The 16,241-nt window shown below is 60.5% G+C and carries 14 protein-coding genes; 6 read left to right on the top strand and 8 right to left on the bottom strand.

Going from position 1 to position 16,241, the window contains the following annotated elements:
• Nucleotides 1-29: 29 nt before the first annotated feature.
• The 3 genes from glgA to rsmC form a co-directional block, all read right to left on the bottom strand.
• Complete coding sequence (glgA, locus tag I6L34_RS08030; protein WP_167558241.1) at nt 30-1,490, bottom strand: glycogen synthase GlgA; 1,461 nt, start codon at nt 1,488-1,490, stop codon at nt 30-32.
• Nucleotides 1,480-2,697 (bottom strand): glucose-1-phosphate adenylyltransferase, encoded by a 1,218-nt coding sequence (gene glgC / locus I6L34_RS08025; RefSeq protein WP_005357829.1) that lies wholly within the window; start codon nt 2,695-2,697, stop codon nt 1,480-1,482. The genes glgA and glgC overlap by 11 nt, the downstream gene beginning before the upstream one ends.
• Before the next feature lie 151 nt (nt 2,698-2,848).
• Complete coding sequence (rsmC, locus tag I6L34_RS08020; protein WP_216956489.1) at nt 2,849-3,877, bottom strand: 16S rRNA (guanine(1207)-N(2))-methyltransferase RsmC; 1,029 nt, start codon at nt 3,875-3,877, stop codon at nt 2,849-2,851.
• Between the two features lie 280 nt (nt 3,878-4,157).
• Here rsmC and dapA point away from each other — a divergent pair, with 280 nt between their 5' ends.
• Nucleotides 4,158-5,030, top strand: coding sequence for a 4-hydroxy-tetrahydrodipicolinate synthase (gene dapA / locus I6L34_RS08015; protein ID WP_058058563.1), 873 nt, complete (start codon nt 4,158-4,160; stop codon nt 5,028-5,030).
• Nucleotides 5,031-5,108: 78 nt separating this feature from the next.
• Here dapA and I6L34_RS08010 read toward each other — a convergent pair whose 3' ends face one another.
• Nucleotides 5,109-6,065 carry an inorganic triphosphatase gene (locus I6L34_RS08010; RefSeq protein WP_058058564.1) on the bottom strand — a complete coding sequence of 319 codons (957 nt, stop codon included), beginning with the start codon at nt 6,063-6,065 and terminating at the stop codon, nt 5,109-5,111.
• 169 nt (nt 6,066-6,234) lie between these two features.
• Here I6L34_RS08010 and I6L34_RS08005 point away from each other — a divergent pair, with 169 nt between their 5' ends.
• Both I6L34_RS08005 and I6L34_RS08000 read left to right on the top strand, forming a co-directional pair.
• The gene (locus I6L34_RS08005) at nt 6,235-6,915 is read left to right on the top strand and encodes a TIGR00153 family protein (protein WP_005340244.1); all 681 of its coding nucleotides are present in this window, start codon (nt 6,235-6,237) and stop codon (nt 6,913-6,915) included.
• 25 nt (nt 6,916-6,940) lie between these two features.
• On the top strand, nt 6,941-8,206 hold the full coding sequence (locus I6L34_RS08000) for an inorganic phosphate transporter (RefSeq protein ID WP_005343043.1): 1,266 nt from the start codon (nt 6,941-6,943) through the stop codon (nt 8,204-8,206).
• Between the two features lie 93 nt (nt 8,207-8,299).
• Here I6L34_RS08000 and I6L34_RS07995 read toward each other — a convergent pair whose 3' ends face one another.
• Entirely contained in the window at nt 8,300-10,756 is a 2,457-nt protein-coding gene (locus I6L34_RS07995) for a bifunctional aspartate kinase/homoserine dehydrogenase II (protein ID WP_058058565.1), read from the bottom strand.
• Nucleotides 10,756-11,928 (bottom strand): cystathionine gamma-synthase, encoded by a 1,173-nt coding sequence (gene metB, locus I6L34_RS07990; protein WP_058056506.1) that lies wholly within the window; start codon nt 11,926-11,928, stop codon nt 10,756-10,758. The genes I6L34_RS07995 and metB overlap by 1 nt, the downstream gene beginning before the upstream one ends.
• A 205-nt stretch (nt 11,929-12,133) precedes the next feature.
• Between metB and metJ the strand changes: the two genes are divergently transcribed.
• From metJ to I6L34_RS07975, 3 genes are all read left to right on the top strand, one after another.
• Nucleotides 12,134-12,457, top strand: a complete 324-nt coding sequence (gene metJ / locus I6L34_RS07985; RefSeq protein WP_005340251.1) for a met regulon transcriptional regulator MetJ — start codon at nt 12,134-12,136, stop codon at nt 12,455-12,457.
• A gap of 41 nt (nt 12,458-12,498) precedes the next feature.
• Nucleotides 12,499-13,233 carry an AraC family transcriptional regulator gene (locus tag I6L34_RS07980; protein ID WP_058056505.1) on the top strand — a complete coding sequence of 245 codons (735 nt, stop codon included), beginning with the start codon at nt 12,499-12,501 and terminating at the stop codon, nt 13,231-13,233.
• Nucleotides 13,234-13,305: 72 nt separating this feature from the next.
• Nucleotides 13,306-13,644 carry a tRNA-binding protein gene (locus I6L34_RS07975; protein WP_043850038.1) on the top strand — a complete coding sequence of 113 codons (339 nt, stop codon included), beginning with the start codon at nt 13,306-13,308 and terminating at the stop codon, nt 13,642-13,644.
• Nucleotides 13,645-13,714: 70 nt separating this feature from the next.
• Here I6L34_RS07975 and I6L34_RS07970 read toward each other — a convergent pair whose 3' ends face one another.
• Together I6L34_RS07970 and cysQ are read right to left on the bottom strand one after the other, a co-directional pair.
• On the bottom strand, nt 13,715-14,986 hold the full coding sequence (locus I6L34_RS07970) for an aromatic amino acid transport family protein (protein WP_058058566.1): 1,272 nt from the start codon (nt 14,984-14,986) through the stop codon (nt 13,715-13,717).
• Between the two features lie 437 nt (nt 14,987-15,423).
• Nucleotides 15,424-16,236 (bottom strand): 3'(2'),5'-bisphosphate nucleotidase CysQ, encoded by an 813-nt coding sequence (gene cysQ, locus I6L34_RS07965; RefSeq protein WP_005357849.1) that lies wholly within the window; start codon nt 16,234-16,236, stop codon nt 15,424-15,426.
• Nucleotides 16,237-16,241 lie beyond the last annotated feature (5 nt).

Raw genomic sequence — 16,241 nt, 5'->3', positions numbered from 1 at the left:
AACTTCAGCAATTAGCTGACGTCTGGCATTCAGTAACGGCCCAATGCGTTCTGATACATCCGTTCATACTGGGTGACCGAGTCAGGCCAGTTGAAGCGGGTACTCATGGCATTGCGCTGCACCTTGGCAAAACGCTCTTTGTCCTGCAGGAAATAGAGCAGGCTGCGGCGCATGGTATCGAGCAGGATGGCGGCAGTCGGATCGTTAAAACAGAAGCCGGTGGCATGCTCGGGATCTGCATCCCAATCCACCACGGTATCTTTCAGACCACCCACGGCGCGCACCAGTGGCAGGGTGCCATAGGCGAGACTGTACATCTGGTTGAGGCCGCAAGGCTCGAACAGAGAGGGCATCAGGAAGAAGTCGGCACCGGCTTCGACCAGATGAGCCAGTCGATCGTCATAGGTGTTGATGAAGGCGAGCTTGCCCGGATAATCCCGGGCCATGGTTTGCAGTTGCGTGGCGAGCGCAGGATCGCCAGAGCCGACGATCACCACTTGTACCTGATGGTGGAGGAATTTCTCCAGCGCAGGGAGCAGCAGGGGAACGCCCTTCTGCTCGGTCAGGCGGCAAACCATGCCGTAGATGGGCAAGTCCGCCACGGCCAGCCCCGCTTCCTGTTGCAGGCTCTCTTTGCAGATCTGTTTGCCAGCCATGTTGTCGATGCTGTAGGTCGCAGGCAGGAATTCGTCGAACTCCGGATCCCAGTCCTTGTAGTCGCAGCCGTTGAGTATGCCGCAGAGATCCGCCGCCCGCTGCTGGAAGATATGCGCCATGCCGTGGGCGCCGAGGTGAGTCAGCAGCTCCTGGGCATAGTTGGGACTGACCGCATTGATCTTGTCGGCGTAGAGCACCCCGCATTTGAGCAGATTGACGTGGCCGTAGTCGTAGTTGATGCGGCGTTCGTAGTCGGCGATCTCGGGCATGGCCCAGAACTGCTCGCGGCCAAACACCCCCTGAAACGCCGCGTTGTGAATGCTGATCACGCTGCGGGTTTGCTGGAAGAAGGGGTTGTGGGCGTGACGGGTTTTCAGCAGCAGTGGCAGCAGGCCGGTGTGCCAGTCATTGCAGTGGGCGATATCAGGGGCGAAGCCGAGCTGCTCGCAGGCATGGAGGGCTGCGGCCGAGAAGAAGGCAAAGCGCTCGCCATTATCCGGATAGGCCTGATTGTTCTCGGCGTAGAGCTGGGGGCGATCGAAATATTGCGGGCAATCGAGCAGATAGACGCAGACGTCATCCAGCTCCATCTGGTAGATGCGATAACCGATATCCGGCAGCCCGGGGTGGGTTGGCAACCAGCGTGACGCCACCAGTCTGGCCTCATCCCGTCGCTTTATCGTCTTGTAGAAGGGGAGCATGATCCTGACATCATGCCCCTTCTGGGCCAGGTACATCGGCAGGGCTCTGGCGACATCGGCCAGGCCCCCGGTCTTGACCAGCCCCTCAACTTCCGAGGCAACAAACAGGATTTTCAGTGGGTTAATAGCCAACTCTTGCTCCCTTAGGTACCACCACGATACCGCCTTCGGATACGGTAAATCGCTCTCTATCGTGGTCCAGATTTTCACCGATAACGGTGCCGGGCGCAATTTCAACATTTTTATCTATAATCGCGCGCCGGATGGAGCACCCCTCACCAATCTTTACATCCCCCAGCAGCACGGATTCACTGATATGGCTGCACGCGCCGATATTGCAGCGGAAACCAAGGATGGATCGCTGGATCTGGCTGCCCTGAATGAAACAACCGGCGGAGATCAGCGAGTTGGCGATCTTCACCTTGCACTCGTCGCTGTCGATGAAGGTAGCAGGCGGCAGCGCCGGATAGTGGGTGTGCAGGGGCCACTTGCGGTTATAGAGGGAGAAGGGGGGATTGTCGGCCACCAGGTCCATGTGCGCTTGCCAATAAGAGTCGAGGGTGCCCACATCCCGCCAGTAGACGTGCGGTTTCTCGCCGGGGATGACGTTGGTGCTGTAGTCATAGACATAGACGGGGGCACGTGGGTAGAGGCTCGGGATCACATCCTTGCCAAAGTCGTGGCTGGAGTTCTCCTCCGCGGCATCCCGTTTTAACTCGCGGCAGAGTGCTTCGGTCTCGAAGATGTAGTTGCCCATGGAGACCAGCGCCTGGGTCGGATCGCCGGGAATGTGCTTGGGCTGCTTCGGCTTTTCCTGAAAGCCGATCATCCGCCCTTCGGTATCCACCTCTATCACCCCGAAGGCGCTCGCCTCTTCGATGGGCATGCGAAGGGCCGCGACCGTCATGGCGGCGTTCTTCTGCTTGTGGAAGGTGACCATCTGGCTCACATCCATCTTGTAGATGTGGTCGGAGCCGAAGATGCAGACATGATCCGGTTCGGCCCGCTCGATAAAGCCGAGGTTCTGGTAAATGGCGTCGGCGGTGCCGTCATACCAGCGTTTGCCCATCCGCATCTGGGCCGGGATAGGGTCGATAAAGCGGTCGGTGATGCCGACGATATTCCACCCCTTCTTCATGTGCAGGTAGAGGGACTGTGATTTGAATTGGGTCAGTACATAGATGCGCAGAAAGTCGGCGTTGACGAAGTTGTTGAGGACAAAGTCGATCAGCCGGTAGCTGCCACCGAAGGGGACGGAAGGCTTGCTGCGGGTAGTGGTCAGAGGCTGCAGGCGAGTACCTTCGCCACCAGCCAGGATCATGGTCAAAATGCCTGCCATCGTATTTCTCTCCCTGAATGAACAACATGAAAAGGTTTTCAATGTTCGGTATAAAAACACCCCTAAAGGGGTGGTTTTTATCGTGTGCTTAATACCTTATCAGATGCCGGATGGCGCTCTCTAGCTGTTTTATTGTGCGGCTTACACTTATTTACATTTTGCTCAGATAGACCTTGAATTTGGCATCACTGCTGATCACTTCAGTCCGTTTGAAGTGTGTCTCCAGTATAGGCTGGTAGCGCAAGAAGGCGTTGGCAACAATGGTCAGCGAACCATTTGGCAGCAAAAATTCCGGCGCCTTGGCCAGGAACTGCTCGGTTGCCGCATAGAAGGTTTTGAGACCCGCATGGAATGGCGGGTTGGAGACGATGTGCTGGAAACGGGTGGAGACATCCGAATAGACATCGGAAGCGGTGACCTTGCCCTGCAGACCGTTGATCGCCAGGGTACGCCGGCTCGATTCGAGCGCCAGCGCGCTGATATCCACCATGTTCACCTGCAGATCCGGATTGCGCTTGGCCAGCACGGACCCAATTACCCCGGCGCCGCAGCCGAAATCGAGCAGCTCGCCCTTCATCGGCGGCACCGCGGCCAGCAGCATCTGGGTGCCGAGATCCAGCTCGGCGGCGCTGAAGACGCCGGGCAGAGCCAGCACGGTCAGCTCAGTATCACCGGCCTTGCACTGATAGCGGCCAAACCAGCTATCCAGATCGAACGGGGCGACCGGTTTGCTCAGCTCACCGTGATAGAGCGAGCAGCGGCGGGCCGAATCGCGCTTGATCGGCTTTTCGCCATAGGGGGCCAGCAGCTTGTCGGCGCCATTGATGCCGCCGCGGTTTTCACCGGCGAGGAACAGGTCGGCACCCGCTTCCAGCAAGGGGGTCATCATGGCCAGCAGATATTGTGCCTCGGCTTTCGCCTTGGGCATCAGCAGTAACAGGGCATCGAAGCGGGGCGTTCCGCCTAGCTGGTGGTCGAACAGAATGGCCTCGCCGAGGGCCGCCTGCTGGCTGCGGTAGTAGCAGTAATCGGTGGTAAAGACGGTCAGGGTCTGGGCCAGGCTCGCCAGCTGGCGGGGGTAGTCATCCTCCAGCGCGCCGCAGACAAGTAGCCGCTTGCCGACAAAGAGGGCTTGGTTTCGTTCCAGCATCTGGCTGACGGCACTGATTGGGCTGCTCATCGGGTCTCTCCACGCAATTTTGGGCGGCCATTATACATAGCCCCTTTCGCCTTGACATTTATGCCGTGTTCCCGAAATATGCCCAGACACCATTTTTTGACCAGAGATGACGAAATGCGGTTCAACGGGTTGAAACGAAAGCACAAAAAAAGCCTGAAATTCGGGCCTGCCGACGTTCGCGCGTAACCTCTCATCCCTGAGAAGCTTCAAACCCCGGTTGCGCACATCGTACCGGGGTTTTTTATTGCCATATGCGCGTCATTTAGGAGAAGGAGATCCCATGTTTCAAGGTTCAATCGTTGCGTTGATCACCCCGTTTCGACAGGGACAGCTGGATGAAGAGGCGCTGCTGCGTCTGGTGGAGTGGCATATCGAGCAGGGCACTCACGGCATTGTGCCGGTGGGCACCACGGGGGAAAGCCCGACCCTGACCCATGACGAGCACTGCCGGGTGGTGGAGCTGGTGGTCAAACAGGTCGCTGGCCGTATTCCGGTGATCGCCGGGGCGGGTTCCAACAATCCGGTCGAAGCCATCGAGTACACCCTCCATGCAGAGCGGGTGGGCGCCGATGCCACCCTGCATGTGGCCGGTTACTACAACCGTCCCAATCAGGAGGGACTCTACCACCACTTCAAGGCTGTCCACGACGCCACTGCCAAGCCGATCATTGTCTACAACATCCCGCCGCGCGCCATCGTTGACGTGCAACCGGCGACCCTGGCCCGTCTGGCCGAGCTGCCGCGCATTGCCGGGGTGAAAGATGCCACCGGCGACTTGGCGCGCCCCTGGACCGAGCGCCAGCTGATCAAAAAGCCTTTCGCCTGGCTCTCCGGTGAAGATTCCACGGCTGTGGCCTACAATATCGGCGGGGGTCAGGGCTGTATCTCGGTGACCGCCAACGTGGCCCCCAAGCTGGTGGCCGAGGTGCAGAACCTCACGCTGGCCGGCAAGTGGCAAGAAGCGCGTGAGCTGCAAGACAAGCTCATTCCGCTCCATCAGGCGATGTTTGCCGAGCCAAGCCCGGCCGGTGCCAAATATGCCGCTTCCCTGCTCGGTTTCTGTAGCGAGGAGTGCCGACTGCCGGTGATGCCGCTGTCGGAAGCGACCCGCCAGCGCATTCGCAGCGCCATGCAGCAGCTCAACCTGCTGTAATGCAAAACGGGTGAGCCAAGGCTCACCCGTTTTGTTTTTGGCTTTTGTTTCTGTCCTTTATTTACGACATCGCTCCACTCAGGCTGCGTGATGCAGCCAGGCGGCGATGTCCAGCTGCAACTCGACATATGCCGGATAGAGGAAGAGATCGGCCAGTTCGGCAGGCCACTCGTTTTGCTCGTCCGATTGGGCTTGCAGGTTGGTCAGGGCGGGCAGCCAGGGCGCTGGTTGTGGCAGCGTGGCCGCACTGCGGGCGACCAGATCGATCCCCTGGCACAGGGCTGCGAGTGCCTGCTGTTGAATGCCTTTATCCTGAGGATGCTCCAGCCAGAGCTGCTCGTGATGCTGCCAGTGGCGCAGCCCTTCGCTTACCCCCGTTATGCCATCCATACCTTCATGTTCGACCAGCGCCTGCAGGGCCAGCGGTTTGCCAAGACCAGCCAGTCGATAGCCGCGCTGGGCCTTGGATTGGGCGCCAAGGCGCAGCCCGCCGATCCTGGCGAGGCGCCGGGCCAGTGCAAACAGCGCCGCGGTCGCGCCGGATTTGAGCTCCAGTTCCAGCTCGTTGATGGTGGTGCTGCCCTGACTGCCGACTATCTCTCCCTGATCCCAGGCCAGTTCAATCTCGGTCCCCTCGAAGGCGATCAGCCAGTGGCGGCGCAGGAAGTCGGTGCGAAACTGGGCGACCAGCTGCTGCTGAATGTGGTCACGCTCGGTCAGAGTCGGCCAAATCTCATCGGGAAAGGCCGAGAGGGTCGGCAGATCGCCGCTGACTGGGGCGTTGTACTCGGGTCTGGCATGCAGGCCGCCCACCACCTGGCCACGGCATTTGATGGTCTGCTCGGCGAAGGCATCGCAGCGGCGGATCCGCAGTCCCATCTCCAGCTGGCGCAGAGCCAGGGTCGGCGTATCGAAATAGACGTTGCCGAGCTGCTGTTGTGACGATTCTTTAATCTCAAGAGAATTCAGCAGGTTGGATAACTCGGGTTGAATGTCGCTGGCGACAAAAAACTTTATCTCGATCTCAGTTTGCATAGTCATTCCGGGCTGGCAGACAACTTTGGGGGGCAGGATTCGGGTCGCGGGGATATAATGCCCGCGAGACGACTAGATTAATTCGCGGTTTAATTGAGGGCGCAGTTCGGTTACCATGCGCGCCTCATAAAATCGTATCGAGTGTTTTTTCACCGACACAGGTTTGGCCATGCCAGTAAATACTATTTTGGGGCTTTTTGCCAAGTCCCCCATCAAGCCGCTGCAGAAGCATATCGTCAAGGTTCACCAGTGCTCCCAGCAGTTGGTTCCTTTCTTTGACGCCGTTGCCGAAGACCGTTGGGAAGATGCCGAGAAGATCCGGCAGCAGATCGCCCAGCTGGAAAAAGAGGCAGATACCCTCAAGCGTGAAATCCGTCTGAAACTGCCTCGCGGCCTGTTCCTGCCGGTTGCACGTACCGACCTGCTGGAGCTGTTGACCCAGCAAGACAAGATTGCCAACCGTGCCAAGGATATCTCCGGCCGCATGCTTGGTCGTCGCATGGAGTTCCCCGCCGAAATGCGGACGGATTTCATGGCTTACCTCAAACGTTGTATTGATGCGACCGCTCAGGCCGAGAAAGCGATCGGGGAGCTCGACGAGCTGCTCGAGACCGGCTTCAAAGGACGGGAAGTGGAAATGGTTGCCGAGATGATCCACCAGCTGGATCTGATCGAGGACGATACAGACACCATGCAGATCGGACTGCGCCAACAGCTGCAAGCGGTTGAGCACAATTACAATCCGATCGATGTGATGTTCCTTTACAAGATCCTCGAATGGGTAGGTGACCTGGCAGATCAGGCCGAGCGCGTAGGCGCCCGTCTGGAACTGATGCTGGCTCGTTCGTAATCGACTGACTGGGTAAACACTACTAATGGACATTATCGCGAATTACGGCACTACTCTGGTGCTCGTGGCGGCCTTGTTCGGCTTTTTGATGGCTTGGGGCATTGGCGCGAATGACGTGGCCAACGCTATGGGAACATCGGTCGGCACCAAATCCCTGACCATCCGTCAGGCGATCATCATTGCCATGATCTTCGAATTTGCCGGTGCCTATCTGGCCGGTGGCGAAGTGACGGCCACCATCCGTAACGGTATCATCGACAGCAATGCGTTTGTCGATAGCCCGGATCTGTTGGTGCTCGGCATGATCGCCTCCCTGCTGGCGGCGGGCGCCTGGTTGATCCTCGCCTCCTACTTCGGCTGGCCTGTTTCCACCACTCACTCCATCATCGGCGCCATCGTCGGTTTTGCGGTGGTGAGCATTGGCCCGGAAGCGGTGCAGTGGAGCAAGTTTGGCGGCATCGTCGGCTCCTGGGTCATCACCCCGGCCATCTCAGGTGTCATCGCCTACTTCATGTTCATCAGCGTGCAGAAGCTTATCTTCAACACTGATGATCCCCTGAACAACGCCAAGCGCTATGTGCCGTTCTACATGTTCCTGACTGCGCTGGTGATCTGTCTGGTGACCATCAAGAAGGGGCTGACCCACGTCGGTCTTCACCTGAGCGATGGCGAGGGCATTCTGCTCTCCATCGCCATCTCCATCGCAGTGGCGTTTGCCGGCTGGATCTACATTCGCGGCCAGAAGTACAACCCGCAGGATGACAGCAAGATGCACTTCGCCAACGTGGAGAAGGTGTTCGGCATCCTGATGGTGATCACCGCCTGTGCCATGGCCTTTGCCCACGGCTCCAACGACGTTGCCAACGCCATCGGCCCGCTCTCTGCGGTGGCCTCTATCGTGGCTTCCGGTGGCGAGATTTCCAGTCAGGCTGCCATTGCCTGGTGGATCCTGCCGCTGGGCGGTATCGGTATCGTGATCGGTCTGGCGACCATGGGCGAGAAGGTGATGGCGACGGTCGGTACCGGCATCACTCACCTGACCCCGAGCCGTGGCTTCGCAGCCCAGCTGGCGACTGCCGCGACCGTGGTGATTGCCTCCGGTACCGGTCTGCCCATCTCCACCACCCAGACCCTGGTCGGTGCTGTGATGGGTGTCGGTCTGGCGCGCGGCATTGCGGCGTTGAATCTGGGTGTTCTGCGCAACATTGTGGTCTCCTGGATCATCACCCTGCCTGCCGGTGCCATTCTGGCTATCGCCATCTTCTACGTGCTGCAGGCCTGCTTCTCCTAATCGAAGCGGCATTCAGCAAAAAGCCCGAGTCATCGACTCGGGCTTTTTTATTGTGCGCGGGAGCTGAGGTGTTGCTCCCTTTGCATATTTCCCTTAGAGGCTGGCGCAGATCTGCCACAGATCGTACTGGATAGCGGCGGCGGTCACTTCCCGGCCTGCCCCCGGCCCCTGGATCACCAGTGGGTTGGTGCGGTAGCTGTCGCTTTCGATGGCGAAGATGTTGTCGCACGGCAAGAGGTTCGCAAACGGGTGATGGGGCTCCAGCGCCTCCAGTCCGACCCGCGCCTTGCCATCATGCTCGAAGCGAGCGACGTAGCGCAGCACCTTGCCGAGGCGCTTGGCCCCTTCGAAGGCGGTCTGGATCGGGCCATCCAGCTCTTTCAGTCTGTCCATGAACTGATCGGCGGTCACCTTGCGCAGCGTGACGGGCACCAGATTCTCCAGCTCGATATCGGCGGAGTCGAGCTCGAAGCCCGCCTCCCGCGCCAGAATGAGCAGCTTGCGCCGCACATCCTGACCTGAGAGATCTTCGCGGGGATCCGGTTCGGTCAGGCCGTGCTGCCACGCCTCGTCCACCAACTCGGAGAAGGGGCGGGTGCCATCATACTGCTGGAACAGCCAGGAGAGGGTGCCGGAGAAGATGCCGGAGACCCCCTGAATGCGGTCGCCGCTCTGGCGCAGCATCTGGATACTGGACTGGATTGGCAACCCGGCACCCACGGTGGCGTTGTAGCGCCACTGTACCTGATGGTCACGGCAGGTCTGTTTGATGCGCTGGTAGAACTCGCTGTCGGCGGCGCCGGCAAACTTGTTGGCGGCGATGATGTGAATGCCGAGCTGGGCAAAATCAGGATAGTAGCGGCTCACCGTTTCGCTGGCGGTCATGTCCAGCGCAATCAGCGCATCGAAGCCGTGCTGCTCAAGCTGGGAGAGCAACTCCGGCCAGATCAGCGGCTTGGGGTTGAAGTTGTCCTGTACCTTGAGGGGGTTGAGCCCCTCTTCATCCAGCAGGCCCCCTTCCGAGCTGAACACGCCGTAGAGGGTGAGCGCCAGATTGAGCTCATGTTCCAGCCGTGCCTTTTCACGGGCGTAGAGGCTGAGCCAGTGGCCGCCGATATTGCCCTTGCCGAACACCACCAGTCCGACCCGGGTCGGGCGGCTGAAGAGGGCGCTGTGCAGGGCGATGAGCAGCGGCTCCAGCACTACCTGACGCAGCACGGCCACCAGACTCAGGCCATCTCGGGCCACCTGGACGAACTCCAGCGGTTGATCTGCCAGCAGCTGATAGAAGCGGTGACACTGCTCCGCGTTGTCGGTGACCCCGGCACCGACCAGCGCCACCAGACTGTACCCCTCTTTCTGGATGAGGCCGGTGAAGCTCCCTTGCAGCTGGAAGTCGCGCAGCAGCTCGAAGGCGCCCTGTGCTACCTCAAGGGTGTAGGCGAGGCGCAGGATCCGGCGATCCGGCTGGCGCTGCAGGGTGAGCGGGTTGAGGCGGTGACGGGCCAGATGGGCCTCGATGGTGGCCACCGTCTGCTCATAGTTGGTCTGCGGCAGCACCTTCAGCTCGATGAGGGCGATCTGATCCACCGAGGAGACGATGCGGGCGCCACCGGAGCGGGGGGCGCGGCGCAGGATATGGGTGCAGCCCTCGTCCGGGTTGTAGCTGCAGCGCAAAGTGAGGCGCTGGCGGCTGTCGGCCACCGGTTGCAGGGTGCGCGAGTGTAGCACCGAGGAGCCAAGACGGGCCAGCTCGTTGGCTTCCGCGAGGCTCAGGCGCTCCAGCAGGCGCGCTTCCTTCACCCGGCGCGGATCGGCGCTGTAGACCCCGGCCACGTCGCTCCAGATGGTGGTGGATTCGCCGTCCGCCAGCAGTGCCAACAGGCTGGCGCTGTAGTCGGAACCGTTGCGACCGAGCAGCAGGGAGCGCCCCTCCATGTCGGCGGCGATAAAGCCGGTGACCACGATGCGACCGGCATGTTCGGCCAGCCGCGCCTTGAGCAGCTCGCTGGAGAGGGCGGTATCCACCTTGACCAGAGCGCCATCCTCGGCGCGCAGGAAGCTGCGGGCATCGAGCCAGATAGCCTTGTCGCCGCGACTGGTAAGCAGGGCAGCCAGCAGGCGCGCCGACCACACTTCGCCAAAGGCGAGCAGGCCGTTGCGGGCGAAGCGATCAAACTGCCCCTCCAGCGTTTTGGCTATCAGTTGCATGTCGTCGGCCAGCTGCTTGCTCAGATCGAGCTGCAGTTCACCCTCCAGCAGGCCGTCGATCAGGCTCTGCTGATAGGCATGCAGGGCCGAGATGGCTTCACCGGCGGCTTCGTCCCCCGCTTCGGCCAGCTCCACCAGCTGGATCAGCCTGTTGGTGGTCTTGCCGGCGGCGGAGACCACGATCAGTTCATCCCCGCCCACCTGTTGTTCAACGATACTGGCGACCCGGCGATAACAGACCGGATCCGCCAGACTGCTGCCACCAAATTTGTGGACGTGACGCCGCTTCAATCCTGCTTCTGCTGCCACCGCGATCTCTCCTTGTTGCTGCTGTTCCATTACTTCGCTACCTGTTCTGCCTGCTGCGCCTGTTCAAAAGCCTGAGCCAGATCGGCCACCAGGTCTTCACCGTGTTCAATACCGACCGACAACCGCAGCAGTTGGGCGCTGATGCCTGCTGCCTGCTGCGCCGCCGGGGTCATGGCCCTGTGGGTCATGCTGGCCGGATGGGCCACCAGACTCTCTACCCCGCCGAGGGACTCGGCCACCGAGAAGAGGGTGAGGGCCGCGAGGAAGGCGCGAATGCCTGCCTCACTGCAATCGAGTTCAAAACTTAGCATGGCGCCGAAGCCAGACTGTTGACGGCGCGCAATATCGTGGCCCGGATGGCTCGGCAGGCTGGGGTGATAGATGCGTTTCACCAGTGGCTGCTGTTGCAGGAAGGCGAGGATGCGATCGGTGTTCTCCTGATGGGTGCGCAATCTGGGGGCCAGAGTGCGCAGGCCGCGCAGGGTGAGGTAGGAGTCGAACGCCCCGGAAGTGAGCCCCAGACAGTTGGCCCACCACACCAGCGACTCGGCCAGTGCTGCCTCCTTGGCAATCGCCACTCCGCCCACCACGTCTGAGTGACCGTTGATGTACTTGGTGGTGGAGTGCACCACCACGTCGGCACCAAGTGCGAGCGGTTGTTGCAGCAAGGGGGAGAGGAAGGTGTTGTCCACCACCACCTGCGCACCCACCTCGTGGGCGGCGCTGGCAATGGCGCTGATATCCACCACCCGCAGCAACGGGTTGGAGGGGGTCTCGACCCATACCAGCGCAGGCTTTTGCGCCAGCGCGGCGGCCAGAGCGGCCTCGTCACCCTGATCGACAAACTGCACCCGGTAGTTGCCCTTGGCCGCCAGATACTCGAACAGGCGCCAGGTGCCGCCGTAGCAGTCGTGGGGGGCGATCAGCAGATCCCCCGCCTTGAGCAGTGCTGTGGTGACCAGATGGATAGCGCCCATGCCGGTGCCGGTAACCACGGCGCCTGCGCCCCCTTCCAGCGCCGCCAGCGCGTCCGCCAGATTGGTGCGGGTCGGATTGCCGGAGCGGGCATAATCGTATTGACGGGGCTCGCCAAAGTCGGCAAAGGTGTAGTTGCTGGAGAGGTAGATGGGTGGCACCACGGCACCGTGTTGCTGGTCTGTCTCAATCCCGGTGCGAACCGCCAGGGTGGCCTTGTGGGTCATATCACTCTCCTTGATGTCTCTTTACACGCCGGCATCTTGCTGCCACGCGCCATCCCGCCACTGCGGGCTCATGGTCAACCACACTACGCCAGCTTAAAAAAGCCGTCAACACTTCCAGACGTCTAAATGGCTTTGCTGTTGGATTGCCATTAATTTCCTTAAGGGTTAAAATCCGCGCTCACGGCTAAATGAGAACAGGTGAGTCATGGGAACAGAGTGGAACGGCGACTACGTCAGCCCCTACGCGGAACACGGTAAGAAGAGCGAACAGGTCAAGAAGATTACCGTCTCGATCCCGCTCAAGGTGTTGAAAGTGTTGACCGATGAGCGCACCCGCCGTCAGGTGAACAACCTGCGTCATGCGACCAACAGCGAGCTGCTCTGTGAAGCCTTCCTGCACGCTTTCACCGGCCAGCCGCTCCCTTGCGACGAAGACTTGCGCAAGGATCAACCGGACAGTGTCCCGGCCGAAGCGCGCGCCATCATGGAAGCGCTGGGCAAAGAGATCGAAGATTTCGACAAGGAATAACCCCCAATGACGCGGCCCTGGCCGCGTCATTGCTATCAGCCATGTCCCGCTTCAGCCTGCGCCACTATCACCACCACGTCTGCAGTCATAGCCACGACTTTGCCCAACTGGTGATCCCCCTCGACGGCCCCCTCGAGATCGAGGTGCAGGGCCGGGGGCACAGGCTTGTCCCCGGTTCTGCCTGCATCATCGCCCCCGGCGAGCGGCACGATTATGCCGCCGATCCGGCGCTTTCGTTTCTGGTGCAGGAGGGCGACTGGCTGCCCGGCGATTTGGCGGCCCGCCCCTTTATCGAGCTGGATGAGCCCCAGCGCCACTACCTCGCTTTTCTGCACCGCATGGTGGCCGAGGGGCGGCAGGTGGCGGGCATGGAGCAGGTGTGGCTCTCCCTTCTGGCGGAAGGGCAGGGGATGAAGAGCGCAGCCATTCCACGCCTTGCCGCCCGCATCCTCAAGGTGCAACGCCATATCGATGCCAACCTCGCCGCCCCGCTGACCAATCAGCAACTCGCCGCCATCGCCTGCCTTGGCCAGAGCCAGTTCAAGCTCGCCTTTCGCCAGCAGTTGGGGGTGAGCGTCTCCCACTACATTCGCAGTCGGCGCATGGCTCTGGCGCGTACTCTGCTTGCCGGTACGCAACTGCCCGTTGGCGAGATTGCCAGCCGCTGCGGTTACCAGAATCAGGGGGCCTTCGGCGAGCGCTTCCTGACCGAGACCGGGCTCACTCCGTCCCTCTGGCGCCAGCAAAACGGCCGCCTGCCGCAACGAAACGGCTGATCGCCGAAGACAGGTTTCTCTCTTTGGGCCATGCTGCGGGTCATGCAAGGTGCACGATAAACAGGAGCAGAAATGGAGACGATTAGCTGGCAGGATTTCGAAATGGTGGAGCTGAGGGTGGGCACCCTGGTGCGGGTCGAGCCGTTCCCCGAGGCGCGCAAACCGGCCTACAAGGTGTGGGCGGATTTTGGCCCCGAACTGGGGATACGCAAGAGCAGCGCCCAGATCACCGCGCTCTACCAGCCAGAGCAGCTGGTGGGCCGCCAGATCATCGCCGTAGTCAACTTCCCGGCCAAGCAGATCGGCCCGTTTCAGTCGGAGTTTCTACTGACCGGTTTCTACCGGCCGGATGGCGCCGTAGTGATGGCTATCCCCGAGCAGGCGGTGGAGAACGGCGCTAAGCTGGGCTGAGTTCACACCCGAACAGAGACAAGAGAGGCGACCCAAGGTCGCCTCTCTTTTTGTTTTCTGTTGCGAGTCGTTACTTCAACAGGCTGAAGATCAGCGCCGACACCGCCAGCGAGCCGGTCAGCAGGATAAAGCCGTTGGTCCAGCCGTGACGGAAGCGGGCCAGCGCCTCCACCTTGTAGATGGCAATCACCGGCATGATGAACAGGATCATGGCGATGACCGGGCCGGAGAGGGTCTCCATCAGTCCCAGAATGCCCGGGTTGATGACGGCGGCGCCCCAGATGGCGAAGAACATCAGAGCGATGCCGACCTTGTCTGCCTTGGCCAGCGGCAGGCCGGTGGGCTTGGCGATCAGGCTTTTGAGGCTTTCGCGGGCACCGAGGAAGTGACCGAGGAAGGAGGAGCTGATGGCGATAAAGGCGATGAGCGGCCCCAGGGTCACGATCACCGGGTTGTCGGTGATGTTGGCGAGATAGGAGAGCACAGAGACGTTCTGGGCCTTGGCTTCGGCCAGTTGGGCTGGCGAGAGGCTCAGCACGCAGGAGAAGACGAAAAACAGCACGAAGCCTACCAGCATTACAGTTGTGTTGCGCAGGATCAGGCCGCTCTTGGCTTCGGCCTGCTCGCCATATTCACGGCGCTGCACGTTGGCAAAGCCGGAGATGGCGGCGGCGTGGCTGAAGGCGAACACGGTGACCGGCAGCGCCAGCCAGACGGTGTTGAGGAAGCTGACCCCCTCAAACGCGGTCACTTCCGGCCATTGCCACTGGGGAATGAGGTAGCAGGAGAGCGCCGCCAGAATGGCCGCCAGCGGATAGACCATAAAGGCGAAGGCGCGCAGCATCGCTTTCTCACCCGCCAGCATCACGGCGATCATGGCGAACACCAGCACGCCGGAGAGCATCACTCGATCCGGGGTCGCCATGCCGAGCTGGTTGACCATAAAGCTCTCCACCGTGTTGGTCAGTCCGACCCCGTAGATGAGCAGGATCGGGAAGATGGAGAGGAAGTAGAGCGCCGAGATGAGGCGACCGGCCATCTTGCCGAAATGCTCCTCCGCCACTTCGGTGAAGTCGGCGTGGGGACGTGAAGAGGAGAGCACGAAGCGCGCCAGCCCCCGGTGGGCCAGGAAGGTCATGGGGCCTGCCAGTACCGCGACGATGACGAGGGGCCAGATCCCGCCCAGACCCAGATTGATGGGCAGGAACAGGATGCCGGCGCCAACGGCGGTGCCAAACAGGCTGATGACCCAGTGGGTGTCGTGACGGCGCCAGCGGGTGGTGCTGGCCGTGGTGGAGCAGGAACCGGATAGCTCCTTGGTAACCTCTACAGATAAACTCATTACTAATTCACTTTTTGTTAGTGTTTTAATCTGAGTTTATTGTGGTTTATCGGGATTTAATTCTCAAAAAGCGAGACTGAAACATATCACTGCCATTGCGGGGTTTAGCCAGCGAGATTGGGAATGGAATCTGGGCCACAGAATGCAACAAAACTAACATTGGCTATTTTTGTGAAATATAAAACCAAAATTTGATCTGCTGTCATTTTTTTATTTCGGCTAATTAGGTGTTTTCAGAATTACGTGAAAAATCGCACCATTTCTCGCCGACCGATTGTGATGTTTCACTATCATTTTGCCGCTTTGCCAGCGTATCACGCTGTTCAAGAGCGCCTTGGCCAGCGGATAACACCGGCCATCACCCGGGGCAATTTCCCTGAAAAAGCAGGCGGCCATCGGGCCGCCTGCTTGTCTGGTGTGATGACATTGCTATCCGTCTAGTGGGCCAGAATGTTGCCCCAGGCGAGATCCGGATCCCCCATCACGATAAAGTCAGGGTTCTCCAGCGACTCGGTTTCGTTGTAACTGAGTGGCTGCAACGCCAGGCTGAGGATACGGCCACCGGCCGCCTCGACGATGCACTGGGCGGCGGCGGTGTCCCACTCGCCGGTGGGGCCGAGCCGTACGTAGCAATCGGCCGCCCCTTCCGCCACCAGACAGGATTTGAGGGAGCTGGAGCCGAGCGGGATCAGCTCGTAGTTTATGGCCGGGTTGAGGCGGCGGGTGAGGTTCTCCAGCTTCTGGCGGCGGCTGATGGCCACCACCAGCGAGTCGGGCTGGTCATGCTCGTGATGCATGGCGCTGATGGGCAGTACCTCGCCATTCACCTCCTTGAAGGCGCCGTAGCCGCGTACCGCCCAGTAGAGCACGTTGGACTCGGGGGCGTAGATGACCCCGAGCACCGGCACATTGTCCCGCACCAGGGCGATCAGGGTGGCGAAGTCGCCGCTACCCGCGATGAACTCACCTGTACCGTCGAGAGGATCCACCAGCCAGTACTGCCGCCAGTTGGATCGCTGGCTGAAGGGGATGTCGGCCGCCTCTTCGGTCAGCACGGGAACGTGGGGAGTGAGCGCCGACAGTGCCTGTTTGAGGTAGGCATCGGCAGCAAGATCGGCACTGGTGACCGGGGTCGCATCCTCCTTCAGCTGACGCTCGAACTGACCGCCATGATAGATGTCGTGAAGGATCCTTCCGGCTTCGCGGGCAATCTCCTTGACCCCCGGCACCCAGGCCAACAACTCCTGCATCTCGT

The sequence above is a fragment of the Aeromonas sp. FDAARGOS 1404 genome (genome assembly GCF_019047085.1).
In the GTDB taxonomy this organism is placed as follows: Bacteria; Pseudomonadota; Gammaproteobacteria; order Enterobacterales; family Aeromonadaceae; genus Aeromonas; species Aeromonas veronii.
Note: the sequence above shows the minus strand (reverse complement) of the source record. Positions and strands in the feature narration are given on the sequence as shown.

What these genes read in the sequence shown, in the direction of transcription:
- glgC (WP_005357829.1), bottom strand. Translation starts at nt 2,697, where the DNA reads ATGGCAGGCATTTTGACCATGATCCTGGCTGGTGGCGAAGGTACTCGC.
- rsmC (WP_216956489.1), bottom strand. Translation starts at nt 3,877, where the DNA reads ATGAGCAGCCCAATCAGTGCCGTCAGCCAGATGCTGGAACGAAACCAA.
- dapA (WP_058058563.1), top strand. Translation starts at nt 4,158, where the DNA reads ATGTTTCAAGGTTCAATCGTTGCGTTGATCACCCCGTTTCGACAGGGA.
- I6L34_RS08010 (WP_058058564.1), bottom strand. Translation starts at nt 6,065, where the DNA reads ATGCAAACTGAGATCGAGATAAAGTTTTTTGTCGCCAGCGACATTCAA.
- I6L34_RS08005 (WP_005340244.1), top strand. Translation starts at nt 6,235, where the DNA reads ATGCCAGTAAATACTATTTTGGGGCTTTTTGCCAAGTCCCCCATCAAG.
- I6L34_RS08000 (WP_005343043.1), top strand. Translation starts at nt 6,941, where the DNA reads ATGGACATTATCGCGAATTACGGCACTACTCTGGTGCTCGTGGCGGCC.
- I6L34_RS07995 (WP_058058565.1), bottom strand. Translation starts at nt 10,756, where the DNA reads ATGGAACAGCAGCAACAAGGAGAGATCGCGGTGGCAGCAGAAGCAGGA.
- metB (WP_058056506.1), bottom strand. Translation starts at nt 11,928, where the DNA reads ATGACCCACAAGGCCACCCTGGCGGTTCGCACCGGGATTGAGACAGAC.
- metJ (WP_005340251.1), top strand. Translation starts at nt 12,134, where the DNA reads ATGGGAACAGAGTGGAACGGCGACTACGTCAGCCCCTACGCGGAACAC.
- I6L34_RS07980 (WP_058056505.1), top strand. Translation starts at nt 12,499, where the DNA reads ATGTCCCGCTTCAGCCTGCGCCACTATCACCACCACGTCTGCAGTCAT.
- I6L34_RS07975 (WP_043850038.1), top strand. Translation starts at nt 13,306, where the DNA reads ATGGAGACGATTAGCTGGCAGGATTTCGAAATGGTGGAGCTGAGGGTG.
- I6L34_RS07970 (WP_058058566.1), bottom strand. Translation starts at nt 14,986, where the DNA reads ATGAGTTTATCTGTAGAGGTTACCAAGGAGCTATCCGGTTCCTGCTCC.
- cysQ (WP_005357849.1), bottom strand. Translation starts at nt 16,236, where the DNA reads ATGCAGGAGTTGTTGGCCTGGGTGCCGGGGGTCAAGGAGATTGCCCGC.